The following is a 14,805-nucleotide window of genomic DNA, read 5'->3' as shown; positions in this document are numbered from 1 at the left end:
CTTCTATTCTATCAAAAAAATAGGGGTTTGTGACAATCTTTTTGTCTTCTCCTTTCAAACACCATAAAAGAGGCAGACAAAACTACCTCTTATTTACCTAGTTCTTGTGTTCGTTTATATGCTTGACCAACTGCATCCATGACTGTCCCTCGAAAAGCATGTGCTTCTAGGCTTGCTACACCAGCGATAGTCGAACCGCCTGGGCTACAAACTTGGTCTTTCAAGACCCCAGGATGCTCTTGGGTTTCTAGGACCAATTGCCCAGCTCCTACCACAGTTTGAGCCGCCATTTTCAGTGCTATTTCTCGTGGCAATCCTGTCTGAACACCCGCATCTGCCAAAGCCTCAATAAAGAGATAGACAAAGGCTGGTCCACAACCTGCAAGACCTGTCGCTGCGTCGATTAATCCTTCTCCCAGTTCAACCAGGAGGCCAGCCTTGACTAAAAGCTGACAAAAAAGTTTACTATCCTCAACCCTGCAATTAGGAGACAAGGCATAACTAATCACTCCTTGACCGATAGAAGCAGGGGTATTTGGCATCATACGAATAATTCTGTGTTGATTTGGAAGAAGACTAGCTAGTTTTTCTAAAGTCAATCCAGCTGCCATGGAAATCAAAAGAAGACTTTCTCTTTTTTCAAGGATGGTCTGGTATTGAGCAAGCAATTCAGAAAACTGGGCTGGCTTTACTCCTAGAAAAATCACATCTGCTTCTGCAAAAATTTCTTCATTGCTGGAAGCCTGACCACCAAAGTCTGCAATGAAAGCATCTACCTTAGCTTGACTACGATTGGCAAGGAGAATCTGAGCACCCGTCTTGGCCTGCAAAACAGCCTTGGCCAAACTAGCCCCCATATTCCCCAAACCGATAAATCCAATCTTCATCTCTTACTCCCTTATCTGTCCGTCACCAGTAACCACATACTTGTAGCTAGTCAACTCCTTCAAGCCCATTGGACCACGCGCGTGCAATTTCTGAGTAGAAATCCCCATTTCACATCCAAGACCAAATTGACCACCATCGGTAAAACGAGTTGAAGCATTGACATAGACAGCTGCAGAGTCCACTTGATCTGTAAAGTAAGTTGCAGCTTCAGCATTTTCCGTCACAATCGCATCCGAATGATGGGTACTGTGAGCTTCAATGTGCGCAACCGCTTCTTCTAAACTACTCACAACTTTAACAGCTAGGACATAGTCCAAAAACTCGGTGTCAAAGTCTTGAGCCTCAGCTACTTGACCAGAAACAAACTGGCTTGCTTTGCTATCGAGTCGGAATTGAATTGGTTCCAACCCAGCTTCTTTTCGATCTGCAACCAGCACTTGCTCCAAGCTAGGAAGGAAGCTTGCTGCCTTGTCTTCATGAACCAGCAGAACCTCCATGGCATTGCAGACAGAAGGACGACTAGTTTTAGCATTGTTGATAATAGATAAAGCCTTATCTTCATCTGCGTCCTTATCGACATAAACATGGACAATCCCAGTTCCTGTCTCGATAACAGGTACGATAGCATTCTCAACCACTGCATTGATCAAACCAGCTCCTCCACGAGGAATGAGAAGGTCTAGATAGCCCTTGGCCTTCATCATGGCATAGCTGCTTTCTCGGCTGGTATCTTCCACCAGTTGAATCACATCTGGGTGAATAGTAGTCGTTTCCAAGCCCTTCTTCAAGGCTGTGACAATGGCATGGGCAGTTTGATAGGCATCCTTACCACTTCGAAGAACAACCGCATTCCCACTCTTGAGAGCCAAAGCAGCCGCATCAGACGTCACATTTGGACGGCTTTCATAGATAATACCGATAACCCCCATAGCCACACGTTTCTTTGTGATAACCAAACCATTTTCAAGCTGATTGGTTTCTAAAACTTCACCGATTGGATCTGGTAAAGCAACCACTTCACGAATACCAGTTGCCATTGCTTCTATACGCCCTGCATCCAAATAAAGACGATCCAGCATCACATCTGAGATTTTACCCTTAGCAGATTCCATATCAAGGGCATTGGCCGCTAAAATCTCCTCAGTAGCTGCTAATAAATGATCAGCCATGGCTAGCAAGGCTTGGTTTTTTACGTCTTCACTAGCTGTGTTGATAGACTTCTTAACAGCCTGTACCTGTTCAAATTGTTCTTGTGTACTTACCATAGTTTACCTCTAAAATTCTGTAAAGAGTAGTTGGATTTCAGGCGTAATGGAAATCCAGTCATCACGGTGAATCAAGACACCCTTGGCTTTTTGAGAACGCAACATATCCTCCAAAGCAGATGCACCAAATTGCACACGCCCTTTTCCAAGTGATTTTCCACTTTCCTTGTCAAATACTGTCACGATATCACCATAAGAAAAGGCGCCTTCTGCTTCAACAATACCAGATAAGAGAAGACTCTTTCCATGTTGAGAGAGAGCTTCAGCAGCCCCTTTATCAACCCAAATAGAACCTTGACTCTGAGCATAAAAGGCCAGCCATTGTTTCTGGGTACGAAGTCCCTTCTCTTGAGCAACAAAGTAGGAACCATCCTTGGTCTCCTCAGCTGCCTCAATCATGGCATCTGACTTCAAAGATGAGCAGATATAAACAGGAACTCCTGATTCCGTCGCAATAGTTGCAGCCTTGATTTTTGTTAGCATGCCCCCAGTTCCGTTTGAAGAACCTGCTCCACCGGCCATATCAATAATCTCACGATTGATGGTCTCGATTCGCTCCAATCGTTTGGCTCTTGGGTCTGAATTAGGATTTCCAGTATAAAGACCGTCTACGTCTGTCAGGAGGACCAAAAGGTCTGCTTGGACCATGGCTGCAACCTGTGCACTCAGAGTATCATTGTCCCCAACCTTGAGCTCATCAATAACGACACTGTCATTCTCATTGATGATAGGAATCGCCCCGCGGCTAAGTAAAACCGACAAAGCCTGATTGGCATTTTTATAACGGCGCTTATCCACAAAGTCGTTCTGGGTCAGCAAGATTTGTGCAGAAACGATTTGGCGCAAGAGAAGATTGGTGGTATATTCTTCTAACAAAAGCCCCTGCCCTACCGCTGCTGAAGCCTGTTTATCAGCAATCTTAGTCGGACGCTTTTTAAATCCTAAGGCTCCAAAACCAGCAGCAATGGCACCCGACGACACCAAAATCAATTCATGACCAGCCTCGTGCAACATCGCCAACTGCTGGGTAATAGCCTTTACCTTACTACGTGATAAACTTCCATCCTCATTCGTTAGAGAAGAAGTCCCCACCTTAAAGACAATCCGTTTGTATTTCATAGTATCACTCCGATTCTTCATATTTATCCATTATAACATGAATGGCAGGAAATAGAAAAGAGTTGATAGGAAAAAGGTCGAGACAAGCCATCTCAACCTTTTATCACGTCTAATTCTTTCTCAATCTCTCCAAGGTTTCCTTAAAAATCTCTGGGATATCTGCTGTAAATTCCAAAATCTCACCTGTTCTCGGATGAGTAAAACCTAAAGTCTTGGCATGGAGAAATTGTCCATGTCCCTTCAAAGTCTTGCGAGGACCATAGACCTCATCACCAGCGACTGGATGGTCAATATAAGCCATGTGAACACGGATTTGATGAGTACGTCCTGTCTCTAGCTGCAACTCTACCAAGCTGTAATCACCAAAACGTTCCAAGACGTGGAAACGGGTCACTGCAGGCTTCCCTTTAGCAGTCACAGCCTGTTTCTTACGGTCTTTTTCACTACGGCCAATCGGAGCTTCAATCACACCACGATCATTAGGCAGATTTCCATGAACAATAGCCCAATATTTGCGGAGAGACTTTTTATCCTTGAGTTCTTGGGCAAGTGCTAGATGCGCCTCATCGTTTTTAGCAATCATGAGAAGGCCTGACGTATCCTTATCAATACGGTGAACAATTCCTGGACGCAGAACCCCATTGATAGCCGATAAGTCCTTAATATGATACATAAGGGCATTTACCAGAGTTCCACTAGTATGACCAGCACTCGGATGCACAACCATCCCCTGAGGTTTGTTAACGACGGCCACATCCTCATCTTGGTAGATGATTTCTAGCGGAAGATTCTCAGCTACATACTCTAAAACCTCTGGTTCTGGCACATGGTAAGTGACGACATCGCCCTCTTGAACTGTGTATTTAGCTTTCTTGACTTGACCATTGACCAAGACCTGGCCCGATTTGATTTGTTCATTCGCGAGACTGCGTGATAATTCTGTCAAATCTGACAAAGCCTTATCTAAACGCAGGCCACCAGTTTCAATTTTAATTTCCATTTATTTCCTCTTTTAACATTGCAATCAATAAAATAATCACTCCAACCGTCAGATAGCTATCTGCCACATTGAAAATTGCAAAATTGATAAAGTCAAGGTAGAACATATCCACAACAAAGCCCTGACTCACCCTGTCAATAAAGTTTCCAAGACCACCTGCAATGATCAAAGTCAGACCAAAGACCAGCCAGAGTGAGTCCTCCATGTGTTTATGTAGATACCAAATGGCACCTACCATAACGACCAGTGTAATAATAGCAAATAACCACTGCTGGTCTTGTAACATGGAGAAGGCTGCCCCTCGATTTTGCAGGTAGGTCAAACTAATAAAATTGGGAATCCAAGAGCGTACTTCACCCAGTGGAATCTGCTGGACGATATAGGATTTAACTAACTGATCCAGCGCAATCAAAAGCAGTACAATGACTGCCACTATTCCTCTTTTTTTCATGATTTCCTCTTCTGATCAAAATATTCTTGCATGACTTCTACGAAAAGAGTTCCAGCCTGACTAAGCTCCACTTCTTCACGTTTAACATAGACCATGTGATTATCCAGGTCATCCTTGAGACGAATAACTGTGATGCCATTGACACTATCGCTATCTAAAAATCCGGAACCTGTTGCATAAGCATCTGTCCGCTCCAAAATACCATTCAAGGTAGCACGGTCTGTCACATTAAACATCTGTGAGCTCGCACTAGTATCAACAAAATTCTCTGAATAATAAAGGTACTCGTCTTTCTCTTGAGTAAAACGAACCGTTGGTAGATCAGCTAAATCCTCCATGACCAGTTCCTCTTTCTGAGCCAAAGGATGCCCCTCACGGAGATAAATATGGGTATGGAAGGGAATCAATTCAATGACCTCAAGGCCTAACTTTTCAACCCGTTGCATGATCCCTTTTTTATTTTGATTGTTGAGGTAGATAATCCCAATCTCACTATGCCCTTGAGCAACTTCATCTAAGATTTGAACAGTAGTTGATTCAAAAATACGGAAGTTCTTATAATCAGGATAACGCTCTGAAAAAGCCGTAATAGTTGGTGGCAAGAAGTCATAGTGCTGGCTAGCAATGGAAAATTCATCTTTTTCTTCTTCAGGATTGGCATACTGATTTTGAAAAATATCAAATCCCTTGACCAATTCTTGTGCTTTTTCATAAAATTCCATACCACGACGGGTCAAGAAAGTTCCTGAGCTGGTCCGACGGAAAATCTTAAAGCCCAACTCTTTTTCCAAATCACGAACAGAAATAGACAGACTCGGCTGGCTCACATACATCTTTTCAGCAGCTTCACGGAAAGTACCACTATTAGCAATGGCAACAACATAGCGTAATTGTTGAATGTTCATCTTCTACCCCCAACTTCTTTATTTTTTCATTATACCATATTTTAGAAGTTTTCCAAAAAGGAAAAAAGTCGGGAAATTTTCAAGACTCAATAAATACTCTAACATTCCAATACAAGAATTAGAATAATGTCTTTTTCAGTCCTTATCTGATTTCAAGCAAATAAAAACAGCAAATCTTGTTGATTTACCGTTTATAATATGATGCAAGAAAAGCCTCTAATATTTTCTGGCTCTATAATATTTGTAGTGGGTAAATCCCCTATGGATATTATGGAGCCTATTTTGTTGTAGAAAAAAAGTCCCATATCATCTATAATGAAAAGCGACCAAACTATCATTAGAAAGAATCATATGGAACAATTACATTTTATCACAAAACTACTCGACATTAAAGACCCCAATATCCAAATTATGGATGTTATTAATAGGGACACACATAAAGAAATCATTGCTAAATTGGACTACGATGCCCCATCTTGTCCTGATTGTGGAAGTCAAATGAAGAAATATGACTTTCAAAAACCGTCTAAGATCCCTTACCTCGAAACAACTGGTATGCCTACTAGAATTCTCCTTAAAAAACGCCGTTTTAAGTGCTATCAGTGCTCTAAAATGACGGTCACTGAGACTCCTCTAGTAAAGAAAAATCATCAAATCCCTCGTATCATTAATCAAAAAATTGTTCAAAAGCTGATTGAAAAGACTTCTTTGACCGATATTGCTCATCAGCTGTCCATTTCAACTTCAACTGTTATTCGCAAGCTCAATGACTTTCACTTTAAGCATGATTTTTCTCGCCTTCCACAGATTATGTCCTGGGACGAGTATACCTTTACAAAGGGAAAGATGAGTTTCATTGCGCAAGATTTTGATAATCTTAATATCATCACTGTTCTTGAGGGACGAACACAAGCTGTCATCCGAAATCACTTTCTTCTATACGATAGAGCCGTTCGTTGTCAGGTGAAAATCATTACTATGGATATGTTTAGTCCCTACTATGACTTAGTTAGAAAACTTTTTCCGTGTGCTAAAATCGTTCTAAATCGCTTTCACATTATTCAACACTTAAGCCGTGCTATGAGTCGTGTGCGTGTCCAAATCATAAATCAGTTTCATCGAAAGTCTCATGAATACAAGGCTATCAAGCGCTACTGGAAACTCATCCAACAGGATAGTCGTAAACTTAGCGATAAACGTTTTTATCGTCCTACTTTTCGTATGCACTTGACCAATAAAGAGATTCTAGACAAGCTTTTGAACTATTCAGAAGACTTGAAACACCACTACCATCTCTATCAACTCTTGCTGTTTCACTTTCAGAATAAGGAGCCGGAGAAATTCTTCGGACTCATTGAGGACAACCTTAAGCTGGTTCATCCTCTTTTTCAGACTGTCTTTAAAACATTCCTCAAAGATAAAGAGAAGATTGTCAATGCCCTTCAACTACCCTATTCAAACGCCAAATTAGAAGCGACCAATAATCTCATCAAACTTATCAAGCGCAATGCCTTTGGATTTCGAAACTTTGAAAACTTCAAAAAAAGGATTTTTATCGCTCTAAACATCAAAAAAGAAAGGACGAAATTTGTCCTTTCTCGAGCTTAGCTTTTCTTCAACCCACTACAGTTGACAAAGAGCCCAAAAAAACAGGCTCTCCGAAAACTCGGAAAGCCTTATTTAATGCTATTTCTAGCTTCCTCGCCTTTATATTTTAAGGCTCGGGATAAAAAGGTTCACTAGACCTTTTTATTTAGCGATTGGGTAAACAGAAACTTGTTTTTTATCGCGTCCTTTACGTTCAAAGCGTACTACGCCTTCAACTTTAGCGAACAAAGTATCGTCTCCACCACGTCCAACGTTTACACCTGGGTAGATGTGTGTACCACGTTGACGGTAAAGGATTGATCCACCTGTTACAGTTTGTCCGTCAGCTGCTTTAGCTCCAAGACGTTTTGCTTGTGAATCGCGTCCGTTTGATGTAGAACCTCCACCTTTTTTGTGGGCGAAAAGTTGCAAGTTGTTAAGAGTCATTTTTAACATAATGTTTTCCTCCGTGTTAGTTTTCTGTGATAACTCTGGTTTGGACGAACTCAGAAGAGTTCTCCGATAAGTTTGCCATACCTAAGAAAAATGATTCAAAGAATAACTGGGTCATTTCTCTCTGGTGTGAAGGAAGATCTTTTGGAATCTCAACCATCAGATAGCCACCTTCATCTTCGTTTAATTCTAGGATTGGTTCATAGCCTGCAAATTTTTCAATAGAATTGATAAAGTTAATGGCAAGCGTAGAAACCGATGCACACACGACATCTAAGCCGTATTCGCCACTCTCGGCGTGTCCAGTAATTTCCGCACTCCTCAGCTCGCCATCTTCGGCTCTCTCAAAGACTGCCTGTATCATGTGTTCTCCTTAAAATTAAGCGTTGATTGCGTTGATGACAACTTTTGTATATGGTTGACGGTGACCTTGTTTACGGTGGCTACCTTTTTTAGGTTTGTACTTGTAAGTAACAACTTTCTTTTGTTTTCCTTGTTTTTCAACAGTTCCAACTACAGTAGCTCCAGCAACAAGTGGAGTTCCGACAACAGTGTTTTCACCACCAACAAGAACAACTTCGTTAAAAGTAACTTCTTGACCAGCTTCAACGTTCAATTTTTCAACGTAAACTGCTTGACCAACTTCAACTTTAACTTGTTTTCCGCCAGTTTTGATAATTGCGTATGTGCTCATTATGCACCTCCTATGATTTTTATGGGTTTCCCCGATTTTTTGTGAAGACTCGCCTAGCATCGTGGGACGAACCACTTAAACTTGAATAATCAAGCAACGATGTTCGTGCGGTTGCACAGGATCGTGCATAGTCAACTCTTCAAGTATAGCATATCTCCTATTTTCTTACAAGTAATAACACCTAAAATGAAGCTTTTTCTTTTACTTTTTTCTGCCAAGAGGCAAAAAGCATGCTGAGGTAAAAAATACTCATCATAATAGGAACACCAAGAATGGTCTTTTCATGATAGAAAATCGTCAAATAGGCTGAAAAGACAACGCCAAAGACAAAACTACTAAGCAGGCTAACAAATATGAATCCTTCACGCAAAAAAGGTGTGTGCTTGGTCCTAAAATAATCTCCAAAAGCCAGCATGGTCCGTTTGATATTCCCTGTCATAAAAGCGTTATTATAGGCAATACCCGACACTTCTCCAAAAGTGGTTGTCACCAATCCCATACAAAAGGCTAAGGGCGGTACTAGATAGATATTATCTACAGTCTGCGGCACAAAACCAATAATGATTGATAAGATTGCTAAAGGAAGCAATGACAAAATTGGCTTTTTCACAATTCTCAATTTTTCCTTATAAACAGTTAATAAAAAGACCCCCATCATAAAAGCTAGCAAGGTGAGAACCTTGTCCCTAACATCTGAAACATTATTTTGAATTAATTCTACTGAAAGAAAGACTACATTCCCAGTTTGTCCAGCTACAAGAGTGTTCCCTCGCACAATAAAAGTATAGGCGTCTACATATCCTGCACAAAAAGTCAAAAAAAGCGCTAGCCTCTTAGACTGACGTGATATTTTTCTTATAGGTAGTAACCTCATTTTCCCTCCCATTTCATTTACTCATCTCATTATTGTACCACTTTCTTTGGAAAAGACCTAGTAGCTTATTTGAAATTTTTTACCCTCTGTTGGATAGTCCCGTCTATCTATGTTATAATGAAAGAAGAATTTGAAATCGGAAAAAGGAGTAACTATGCTTAAATTAGGTGTCATCGGAACAGGGGCTATCAGCCACCACTTCATAGAAGCAGCCCATTCCAGTGGAGAATACAAGCTGGTCGCAGTCTATTCTAGAAAACTAGAAACTGCGGCAACCTTTGCTTCTCGCTATCAGAATATCCAACTCTTTAATCAATTAGAGGACTTCTTCAAGAGCTCCTTTGATGTTGTCTATATTGCTAGTCCAAACTCCTTGCATTTTGCTCAGGCAAAAGTTGCATTATCTGCTGGAAAACACGTCATTCTTGAAAAGCCAGCTGTCACTCAACCACAAGAATGGCTGGATTTGGTTCAAACAGCTGAGAAAAATCACTGTTTTATCTTCGAAGCAGCTCGTAATTACCACGAAGAAGCTTTTACTACTATCAAAAACTTTTTAGCAGACAAGCAAATTTTAGGGGCAGATTTCAACTATGCCAAGTATTCTTCCAAAATGCCGGACTTGTTAGCTGGACAGACACCAAATGTCTTTTCAGACCGTTTTGCTGGTGGAGCGCTTATGGATTTGGGGATCTATCCTCTCTACGCTGCCGTTCGTCTCTTTGGAAAAGCTCAAGACGCGACCTATCAGGCTCAACAACTTGACAATAGCATGGACCTGAATGGAGACGGAATCCTCTTATACCCTGACTTTCAAATTCATATAAAAGCTGGGAAAAACATCACTTCCAATCTTCCTTGCGAAATTTATACGACAGATGGAACCTTGACCCTCAACACCATCGAGCATATCCGCTCAGCTATTTTTACAGACCATAAAGGAAATGACATTCATCTTCCTATCCAGCAAGCACCCCACACCATGATTGAGGAAGTCGCTGCATTTGCAAACATGATGAAAGAACCTGACCAATCTCTCTACCAAGACTGGCTGAACGATGCAGCTCATGTCCACCACCTATTTTATACCATGCGCCAGACTGCTGGCATTAGATTTGAGGCAGAAAAATGAAAAACAAACTACCGACTGAATGGCAAGAACTGAGTGACCAACTCGGTTTCCAAGAATTCACTCCCATTCAAACCCAACTATTTGAGCCCCTTCTTGCTGGAGAAAACCTCTTAGGAGTGAGCCCAACAGGAACTGGTAAGACCCTAGCTTACCTCCTGCCAAGTCTTCTCAGACTACAAAAGAAAAAAGCCCAACAACTCTTGATTCTAGCACCAAATACAGAACTTGCTGGACAGATTTTCGAAGTGTGTAAAACATGGGCTGAAGCTATCGGCTTGACTGCCCAACTCTTCTTATCAGGTTCGAGTCAGAAACGCCAGATTGAACGTCTAAAAAAAGGACCAGAAATTCTGATTGGAACTCCTGGCCGTATCTTTGAACTAATTAAATTGAAAAAAATCAAGATGATGAATGTGGAAACCATCATCCTGGATGAATTCGACCAATTGCTAGATGATTCTCAGATTCACTTTGTCGAGAAAATCACTCACTACGCACCGCGTGACCACCAACTCGTCTACATGAGTGCGACGACCAAGTTTAACAAAGAAAAAATTGCGCCTAACACACGTACCATTGATCTTTCTGACCAAAAATTGGACAACATTCAACATTTCTATATGCAGGTGGACCAGCGTCACCGAGTGGATATGCTACGAAAATTGGCTCATGTTGAGGATTTCCGCGGACTAGTCTTTTTTAACAGCCTATCAGACCTTGGGAGTGCCGAGGAAAAACTACAGTATCGTGATATATTGGCTGTTTCCCTCGCTAGCGATGTCAATGTCAAATTTAGAAAAGTCATCTTAGAAAAGTTTAAAGATAAGCAACTAACCCTGCTTCTTGCAACTGACCTTTTGGCTCGTGGGATTGATATCGATAGCCTAGAATGCGTCGTAAACTTTGATGTTCCTAGAGATATTGAAACCTACACTCACCGTGCTGGCCGTACAGGTCGCATGGGTAAAGAAGGTTATGTTATCACTCTCGTCACTCATCCAGAAGAAATCAAAAAACTCAAGAAGTTCGCAAGTGTACGTGAAATTGTCCTAAAAAATCAAGAACTCTATATCAAATAAGGTTAGCTCTCGCCAACCCCTGATTGAAGATAAAGTCCTTAGAGTACAAGTTTCTAAGGACTTTATCTTCAATCTGAGTCTGGGACAAAAGTCTAACCTTAAATATAAAGGCTCTATAATATTTGTAGTGGGTAAATCCCCTATGGATATTATGGAGCCTATTTTGTTGTAGAAAAAAAGTCCCATATCATCTATAATGAAAAGCGACCAAACTATCATTAGAAAGAATCATATGGAACAATTACATTTTATCACAAAACTACTCGACATTAAAGACCCCAATATCCAAATTATAGATATCATCAATAGGGATACACTCAGGGAAATCATTGCTAAATTGGACTACGATGCCCCATCTTGTCCTGATTGTGGAAGTCAAATGAAGAAATATGACTTTCAAAAACCGTCTAAGATCCCTTACCTCGAAACAACTGGTATGCCTACTAGAATTCTCCTTAAAAAACGCCGTTTTAACTGCTATCAGTGCTCTAAAATGACGGTCACTGAGACTCCTCTAGTAAAGAAAAATCATCAAATCCCTCGTATCATTAATCAAAAAATTGTTCAAAAGCTGATTGAAAAGACTTCTTTGACCGATATTGCTCATCAGCTGTCCATTTCAACTTCAACTGTTATTCGCAAGCTCAATGACTTTCACTTTAAACATGATTTTTCTCGCCTTCCACAGATTATGTCCTGGGACGAGTATATCTTTACAAAGGGAAAGATGAGTTTCATTGCGCAAGATTTTGAAAAACTCAATATCACCGCTGTTCTTGAAGGTAGAACACAAGCTATTATCCGAAATCACTTTCTTAAATATGATAGGGCAGTCCGATGTCGAGTGAAAATCATTACTATGGATATGTTTAGTCCCTACTATGACTTGGCTAGAAAACTTTTTCCGTGTGCTAAAATCGTTCTAGATCGTTTCCATATTGTACAACATCTAAGCTGTGCTATGAGTCGTGTGCGTGTCCAAATCATGAATCAGTTTGAACGAAAATCTCATGAATACAAGGCTATCAAACGCTACTGGAAACTCATCCAACAGGATAGTCGTAAACTTAGCGATAAACGTTTTTATCGTCCTACTTTTCGCATGCACTTGACGAATAAAGAGATTTTAGACAAGCTTTTGGGCTATTCAGAGGACTTGAAACACCACTACCATCTCTATCAACTCTTGCTGTTTCACTTTCAGAATAAGGAGCCGGAGAAATTCTTCGGACTCATTGAGGACAACCTTAAGCTGGTTCATACTCTTTTTCATACTGTCTTTAAAACCTTCCTCAAAGATAAAGAGAAAATTGTCAATGCCCTTCAACTACCCTATTCAAACGCCAAATTAGAAGCGACCAATAATCTCATCAAACTTATCAAGCGCAATGCCTTTGGATTTCGAAACTTTGAAAACTTCAAAAAAAGGATTTTTATCGCTCTAAACATCAAAAAAGAAAGGACGAAATTTGTCCTTTCTCGAACTTAGCTTTTCTTCAACCCACTACAGTTGACAAAGAGCCTTTTAAAATTTCATAATAAAGAATTCCTAAAATCAAAATCTTTTTGTCCCAGACTCTTTTTGATTACTAAAAATTAAAGAATTTCATGGCCTGTTTGAAAAGCAATTCCGTATACTCTGGGTCTTCTTGGGCAATGGTAACCTGATCTTGAATCATTTCCAAGTCATCCGTTATCATGCCGTCTGCACCCAAATGAACAGATTTATCAAAGGACTCTGAACTATTAATGGTCCACACGTACAATTTCTGATCGGTATTCCAAAGCTTGTTGACAAAATTTTGGTCCAAGGTTGAATACTCCATGGTGTAGCCTGTGGCTTTCGTTCTTGGAAAAATACTATTGTAAGGTAGAATGAAATAGACTGGAATTTGTGAGTCGTAGGCTAGCACCTGGTCAATCACATGGTAGTCTAAGGACTGCATTTGGTGGCCATTCTGCTTAATGATGGCTCCATATTTGTCCATAAAGCGTTTCATCATATCTGAGCTATCTTTTCGACTAGTTTTAATCTCAATAAGGAGTTTTTGATGCAATTCATTGGCTTTATTGAGGTAGTCATCAAAACTAGACACTTTGCTATGATAACCATTTTCTGAAATATCAAGTTTGGTTAATTCTTCTAAGGTTAAATCTTGAGGATTGGCATTGACTCCTGTCAAATTCTTGATATTGGCATCATGCATCATGACAAACTGGCCATCTTTTGTTTCCTGAACATCCGTCTCAACAAAGTCTGGCCCTAGTTGGGCTGTCTTTTCTAGCGATTGGACAGTATTTTGGACACCATTCTTATTAGATACTCCTCTGTGAGAAATAACTAAAGGTTTATGTGCTACTGGAGCTTCCAAATAGACATACCCCTCAAGAGCAAAAAAGATGCCGGCACAGCCCATCACTCCCCATCTCATCCAGTGGTCTTTCTTTCTCCTTGGTGTGATTTCTAATTCTTCCCCTGTCAAAAAGGAAACAAACTTAATGAGAAAATAGGTCAAGGCCATATAGTGGAAATTCTTAATCAAGACAAAGTTGATAATTCCAAGTACAAGAGATTCCTTATGGGTTAATCCATCCATCAATACCTGACTTGCTAAGATTGGGATCAAGAGAAGAATGAAAAATAGATACGTTTTAACGATAATCCAAAGCAAGTTCCAAATATAAAACCAGGATTGCCTTTTCGTCTTCTCTAGACTGTATCTGACTGCCTCTTTGACTGTTTTCTTCTCAAACAGAAGTTGAGGTAGAGCAAACATCAAACGTACTGAAATGTAAAACAGCAGCAAGGCTAGAACAGTGATTACCAAACCGACCAACCAATACTTATCTTCTACATAGGCTACTATGAATTCCGGAATGACAATTTTATTGAGATAATAAATCTTTAAAATCTTTCGAATCAATGGAAAGAGCATCATGACATAAAAGAAAATAAAGGCCATTTTGGAAATCGTCACTTGCTTCATAAATAAGAAACTTTGACGAAAGACCTTGCGACTGTACTCCAGCAAAGTTCTCTTTTCATGATAGAGGAGGTGCCGAGCTCCGATAAAGAGGAGTCCTAGCTGGTAATAGGCGATTAGTAAATTAACGATTACCAGAACAAATAAAGCAAGACTAACAAATGGCGAACCCTTTATAATAGCAAAAATATTGTTGTAGGAAAGAAAGAGATAACCTGTCTGACGGAGCAAAAGTCCAGCAATCCAAGAATTTGACGGTAACCAGACAAACTCAATCATCATAAAAGTCAAGAAAAAGAGAAAGAGTATTTTATCTAGATTAAAGTATATCTGCTTAAAACCTAGATTTTTAGGTTTTTCAGGTTTCATAGTCA

The 14,805-nt window shown here is 40.3% G+C and carries 15 protein-coding genes, 1 pseudogene and 1 other annotated feature; of the genes and pseudogenes, 5 read left to right on the top strand and 11 right to left on the bottom strand.

The annotated features are described in order from the left end of the window. Window positions 1-89 precede the first annotated feature (89 nt). The 6 genes from proC to ACLV7W_RS03710 form a co-directional block, all read right to left on the bottom strand. Window positions 90-887 carry a pyrroline-5-carboxylate reductase gene (gene proC / locus ACLV7W_RS03735; RefSeq protein WP_411865455.1) on the bottom strand — a complete coding sequence of 266 codons (798 nt, stop codon included), beginning with the start codon at window positions 885-887 and terminating at the stop codon, window positions 90-92. Window positions 888-890: 3 nt separating this feature from the next. Next, window positions 891-2,153 (bottom strand): glutamate-5-semialdehyde dehydrogenase, encoded by a 1,263-nt coding sequence (locus tag ACLV7W_RS03730; RefSeq protein WP_411865454.1) that lies wholly within the window; start codon window positions 2,151-2,153, stop codon window positions 891-893. A 9-nt stretch (window positions 2,154-2,162) separates the two neighbouring features. Beyond that, window positions 2,163-3,272, bottom strand: a complete 1,110-nt coding sequence (gene proB, locus ACLV7W_RS03725; RefSeq protein ID WP_228112202.1) for a glutamate 5-kinase — start codon at window positions 3,270-3,272, stop codon at window positions 2,163-2,165. 109 nt (window positions 3,273-3,381) lie between these two features. Then, the gene (locus ACLV7W_RS03720; RefSeq protein WP_411865453.1) at window positions 3,382-4,272 is read right to left on the bottom strand and encodes an RluA family pseudouridine synthase; all 891 of its coding nucleotides are present in this window, start codon (window positions 4,270-4,272) and stop codon (window positions 3,382-3,384) included. Continuing rightward, window positions 4,262-4,723, bottom strand: coding sequence for a signal peptidase II (gene lspA / locus ACLV7W_RS03715; protein ID WP_411865452.1), 462 nt, complete (start codon window positions 4,721-4,723; stop codon window positions 4,262-4,264). Before lspA ends, ACLV7W_RS03720 begins: the two co-directional genes overlap by 11 nt. Continuing rightward, on the bottom strand, window positions 4,720-5,628 hold the full coding sequence (locus ACLV7W_RS03710) for a LysR family transcriptional regulator (RefSeq protein WP_001025692.1): 909 nt from the start codon (window positions 5,626-5,628) through the stop codon (window positions 4,720-4,722). The genes lspA and ACLV7W_RS03710 overlap by 4 nt, the downstream gene beginning before the upstream one ends. Here ACLV7W_RS03710 and ACLV7W_RS03705 point away from each other — a divergent pair. Then, a pseudogene (locus ACLV7W_RS03705) lies at window positions 5,621-5,695 on the top strand (AraC family transcriptional regulator); the annotation flags it as partial. The gene ACLV7W_RS03710 and the pseudogene ACLV7W_RS03705 sit on opposite strands and share 8 nt — an antisense overlap. A gap of 284 nt (window positions 5,696-5,979) precedes the next feature. Next, a complete protein-coding gene (locus ACLV7W_RS03700) occupies window positions 5,980-7,236 on the top strand; it encodes an ISL3 family transposase (RefSeq protein ID WP_411865451.1) in 1,257 nt (418 codons plus the stop codon). A 141-nt stretch (window positions 7,237-7,377) separates the two neighbouring features. Here the strand turns inward: ACLV7W_RS03700 and rpmA are convergent, their stop codons facing one another. The 4 genes from rpmA to ACLV7W_RS03680 all read right to left on the bottom strand — a co-directional run bounded on the left by rpmA (window position 7,378) and on the right by ACLV7W_RS03680 (window position 9,248). Next, window positions 7,378-7,671 (bottom strand): 50S ribosomal protein L27, encoded by a 294-nt coding sequence (rpmA, locus tag ACLV7W_RS03695; RefSeq protein WP_000916509.1) that lies wholly within the window; start codon window positions 7,669-7,671, stop codon window positions 7,378-7,380. 16 nt (window positions 7,672-7,687) lie between these two features. After that, entirely contained in the window at window positions 7,688-8,032 is a 345-nt protein-coding gene (locus ACLV7W_RS03690) for a ribosomal-processing cysteine protease Prp (protein ID WP_000613699.1), read from the bottom strand. 15 nt (window positions 8,033-8,047) lie between these two features. After that, window positions 8,048-8,362 carry a 50S ribosomal protein L21 gene (gene rplU / locus ACLV7W_RS03685; RefSeq protein WP_000109141.1) on the bottom strand — a complete coding sequence of 105 codons (315 nt, stop codon included), beginning with the start codon at window positions 8,360-8,362 and terminating at the stop codon, window positions 8,048-8,050. A 35-nt stretch (window positions 8,363-8,397) separates the two neighbouring features. Further along, window positions 8,398-8,485, bottom strand: a sequence feature (ribosomal protein L21 leader region). A 58-nt stretch (window positions 8,486-8,543) separates the two neighbouring features. Then, window positions 8,544-9,248 carry a YoaK family protein gene (locus tag ACLV7W_RS03680; RefSeq protein ID WP_411865450.1) on the bottom strand — a complete coding sequence of 235 codons (705 nt, stop codon included), beginning with the start codon at window positions 9,246-9,248 and terminating at the stop codon, window positions 8,544-8,546. 142 nt (window positions 9,249-9,390) lie between these two features. Here ACLV7W_RS03680 and ACLV7W_RS03675 point away from each other — a divergent pair, with 142 nt between their 5' ends. From ACLV7W_RS03675 to ACLV7W_RS03665, 3 genes are all read left to right on the top strand, one after another. Beyond that, entirely contained in the window at window positions 9,391-10,368 is a 978-nt protein-coding gene (locus tag ACLV7W_RS03675; protein ID WP_153210180.1) for a Gfo/Idh/MocA family protein, read from the top strand. After that, on the top strand, window positions 10,365-11,447 hold the full coding sequence (locus tag ACLV7W_RS03670) for a DEAD/DEAH box helicase (protein ID WP_153210181.1): 1,083 nt from the start codon (window positions 10,365-10,367) through the stop codon (window positions 11,445-11,447). Before ACLV7W_RS03675 ends, ACLV7W_RS03670 begins: the two co-directional genes overlap by 4 nt. Before the next feature lie 232 nt (window positions 11,448-11,679). After that, a complete protein-coding gene (locus ACLV7W_RS03665; protein ID WP_411865449.1) occupies window positions 11,680-12,936 on the top strand; it encodes an ISL3 family transposase in 1,257 nt (418 codons plus the stop codon). A 100-nt stretch (window positions 12,937-13,036) separates the two neighbouring features. Here the strand turns inward: ACLV7W_RS03665 and ACLV7W_RS03660 are convergent, their stop codons facing one another. Further along, complete coding sequence (locus ACLV7W_RS03660) at window positions 13,037-14,800, bottom strand: glycerophosphoryl diester phosphodiesterase membrane domain-containing protein (RefSeq protein WP_411865448.1); 1,764 nt, start codon at window positions 14,798-14,800, stop codon at window positions 13,037-13,039. Window positions 14,801-14,805: the final 5 nt, after the last annotated feature.

Origin of the sequence: Streptococcus mitis (assembly GCF_965111735.1) — a bacterium.
In the GTDB taxonomy this organism is placed as follows: Bacteria; Bacillota; Bacilli; order Lactobacillales; family Streptococcaceae; genus Streptococcus; species Streptococcus mitis_DR.
Note: the sequence above shows the minus strand (reverse complement) of the source record. Positions and strands in the feature narration are given on the sequence as shown.

What these genes read in the sequence shown, in the direction of transcription:
- proC (WP_411865455.1), bottom strand. Translation starts at nt 887, where the DNA reads ATGAAGATTGGATTTATCGGTTTGGGGAATATGGGGGCTAGTTTGGCC.
- ACLV7W_RS03730 (WP_411865454.1), bottom strand. Translation starts at nt 2,153, where the DNA reads ATGGTAAGTACACAAGAACAATTTGAACAGGTACAGGCTGTTAAGAAG.
- proB (WP_228112202.1), bottom strand. Translation starts at nt 3,272, where the DNA reads ATGAAATACAAACGGATTGTCTTTAAGGTGGGGACTTCTTCTCTAACG.
- ACLV7W_RS03720 (WP_411865453.1), bottom strand. Translation starts at nt 4,272, where the DNA reads ATGGAAATTAAAATTGAAACTGGTGGCCTGCGTTTAGATAAGGCTTTG.
- lspA (WP_411865452.1), bottom strand. Translation starts at nt 4,723, where the DNA reads ATGAAAAAAAGAGGAATAGTGGCAGTCATTGTACTGCTTTTGATTGCG.
- ACLV7W_RS03710 (WP_001025692.1), bottom strand. Translation starts at nt 5,628, where the DNA reads ATGAACATTCAACAATTACGCTATGTTGTTGCCATTGCTAATAGTGGT.
- ACLV7W_RS03700 (WP_411865451.1), top strand. Translation starts at nt 5,980, where the DNA reads ATGGAACAATTACATTTTATCACAAAACTACTCGACATTAAAGACCCC.
- rpmA (WP_000916509.1), bottom strand. Translation starts at nt 7,671, where the DNA reads ATGTTAAAAATGACTCTTAACAACTTGCAACTTTTCGCCCACAAAAAA.
- ACLV7W_RS03690 (WP_000613699.1), bottom strand. Translation starts at nt 8,032, where the DNA reads ATGATACAGGCAGTCTTTGAGAGAGCCGAAGATGGCGAGCTGAGGAGT.
- rplU (WP_000109141.1), bottom strand. Translation starts at nt 8,362, where the DNA reads ATGAGCACATACGCAATTATCAAAACTGGCGGAAAACAAGTTAAAGTT.
- ACLV7W_RS03680 (WP_411865450.1), bottom strand. Translation starts at nt 9,248, where the DNA reads ATGGGAGGGAAAATGAGGTTACTACCTATAAGAAAAATATCACGTCAG.
- ACLV7W_RS03675 (WP_153210180.1), top strand. Translation starts at nt 9,391, where the DNA reads ATGCTTAAATTAGGTGTCATCGGAACAGGGGCTATCAGCCACCACTTC.
- ACLV7W_RS03670 (WP_153210181.1), top strand. Translation starts at nt 10,365, where the DNA reads ATGAAAAACAAACTACCGACTGAATGGCAAGAACTGAGTGACCAACTC.
- ACLV7W_RS03665 (WP_411865449.1), top strand. Translation starts at nt 11,680, where the DNA reads ATGGAACAATTACATTTTATCACAAAACTACTCGACATTAAAGACCCC.
- ACLV7W_RS03660 (WP_411865448.1), bottom strand. Translation starts at nt 14,800, where the DNA reads ATGAAACCTGAAAAACCTAAAAATCTAGGTTTTAAGCAGATATACTTT.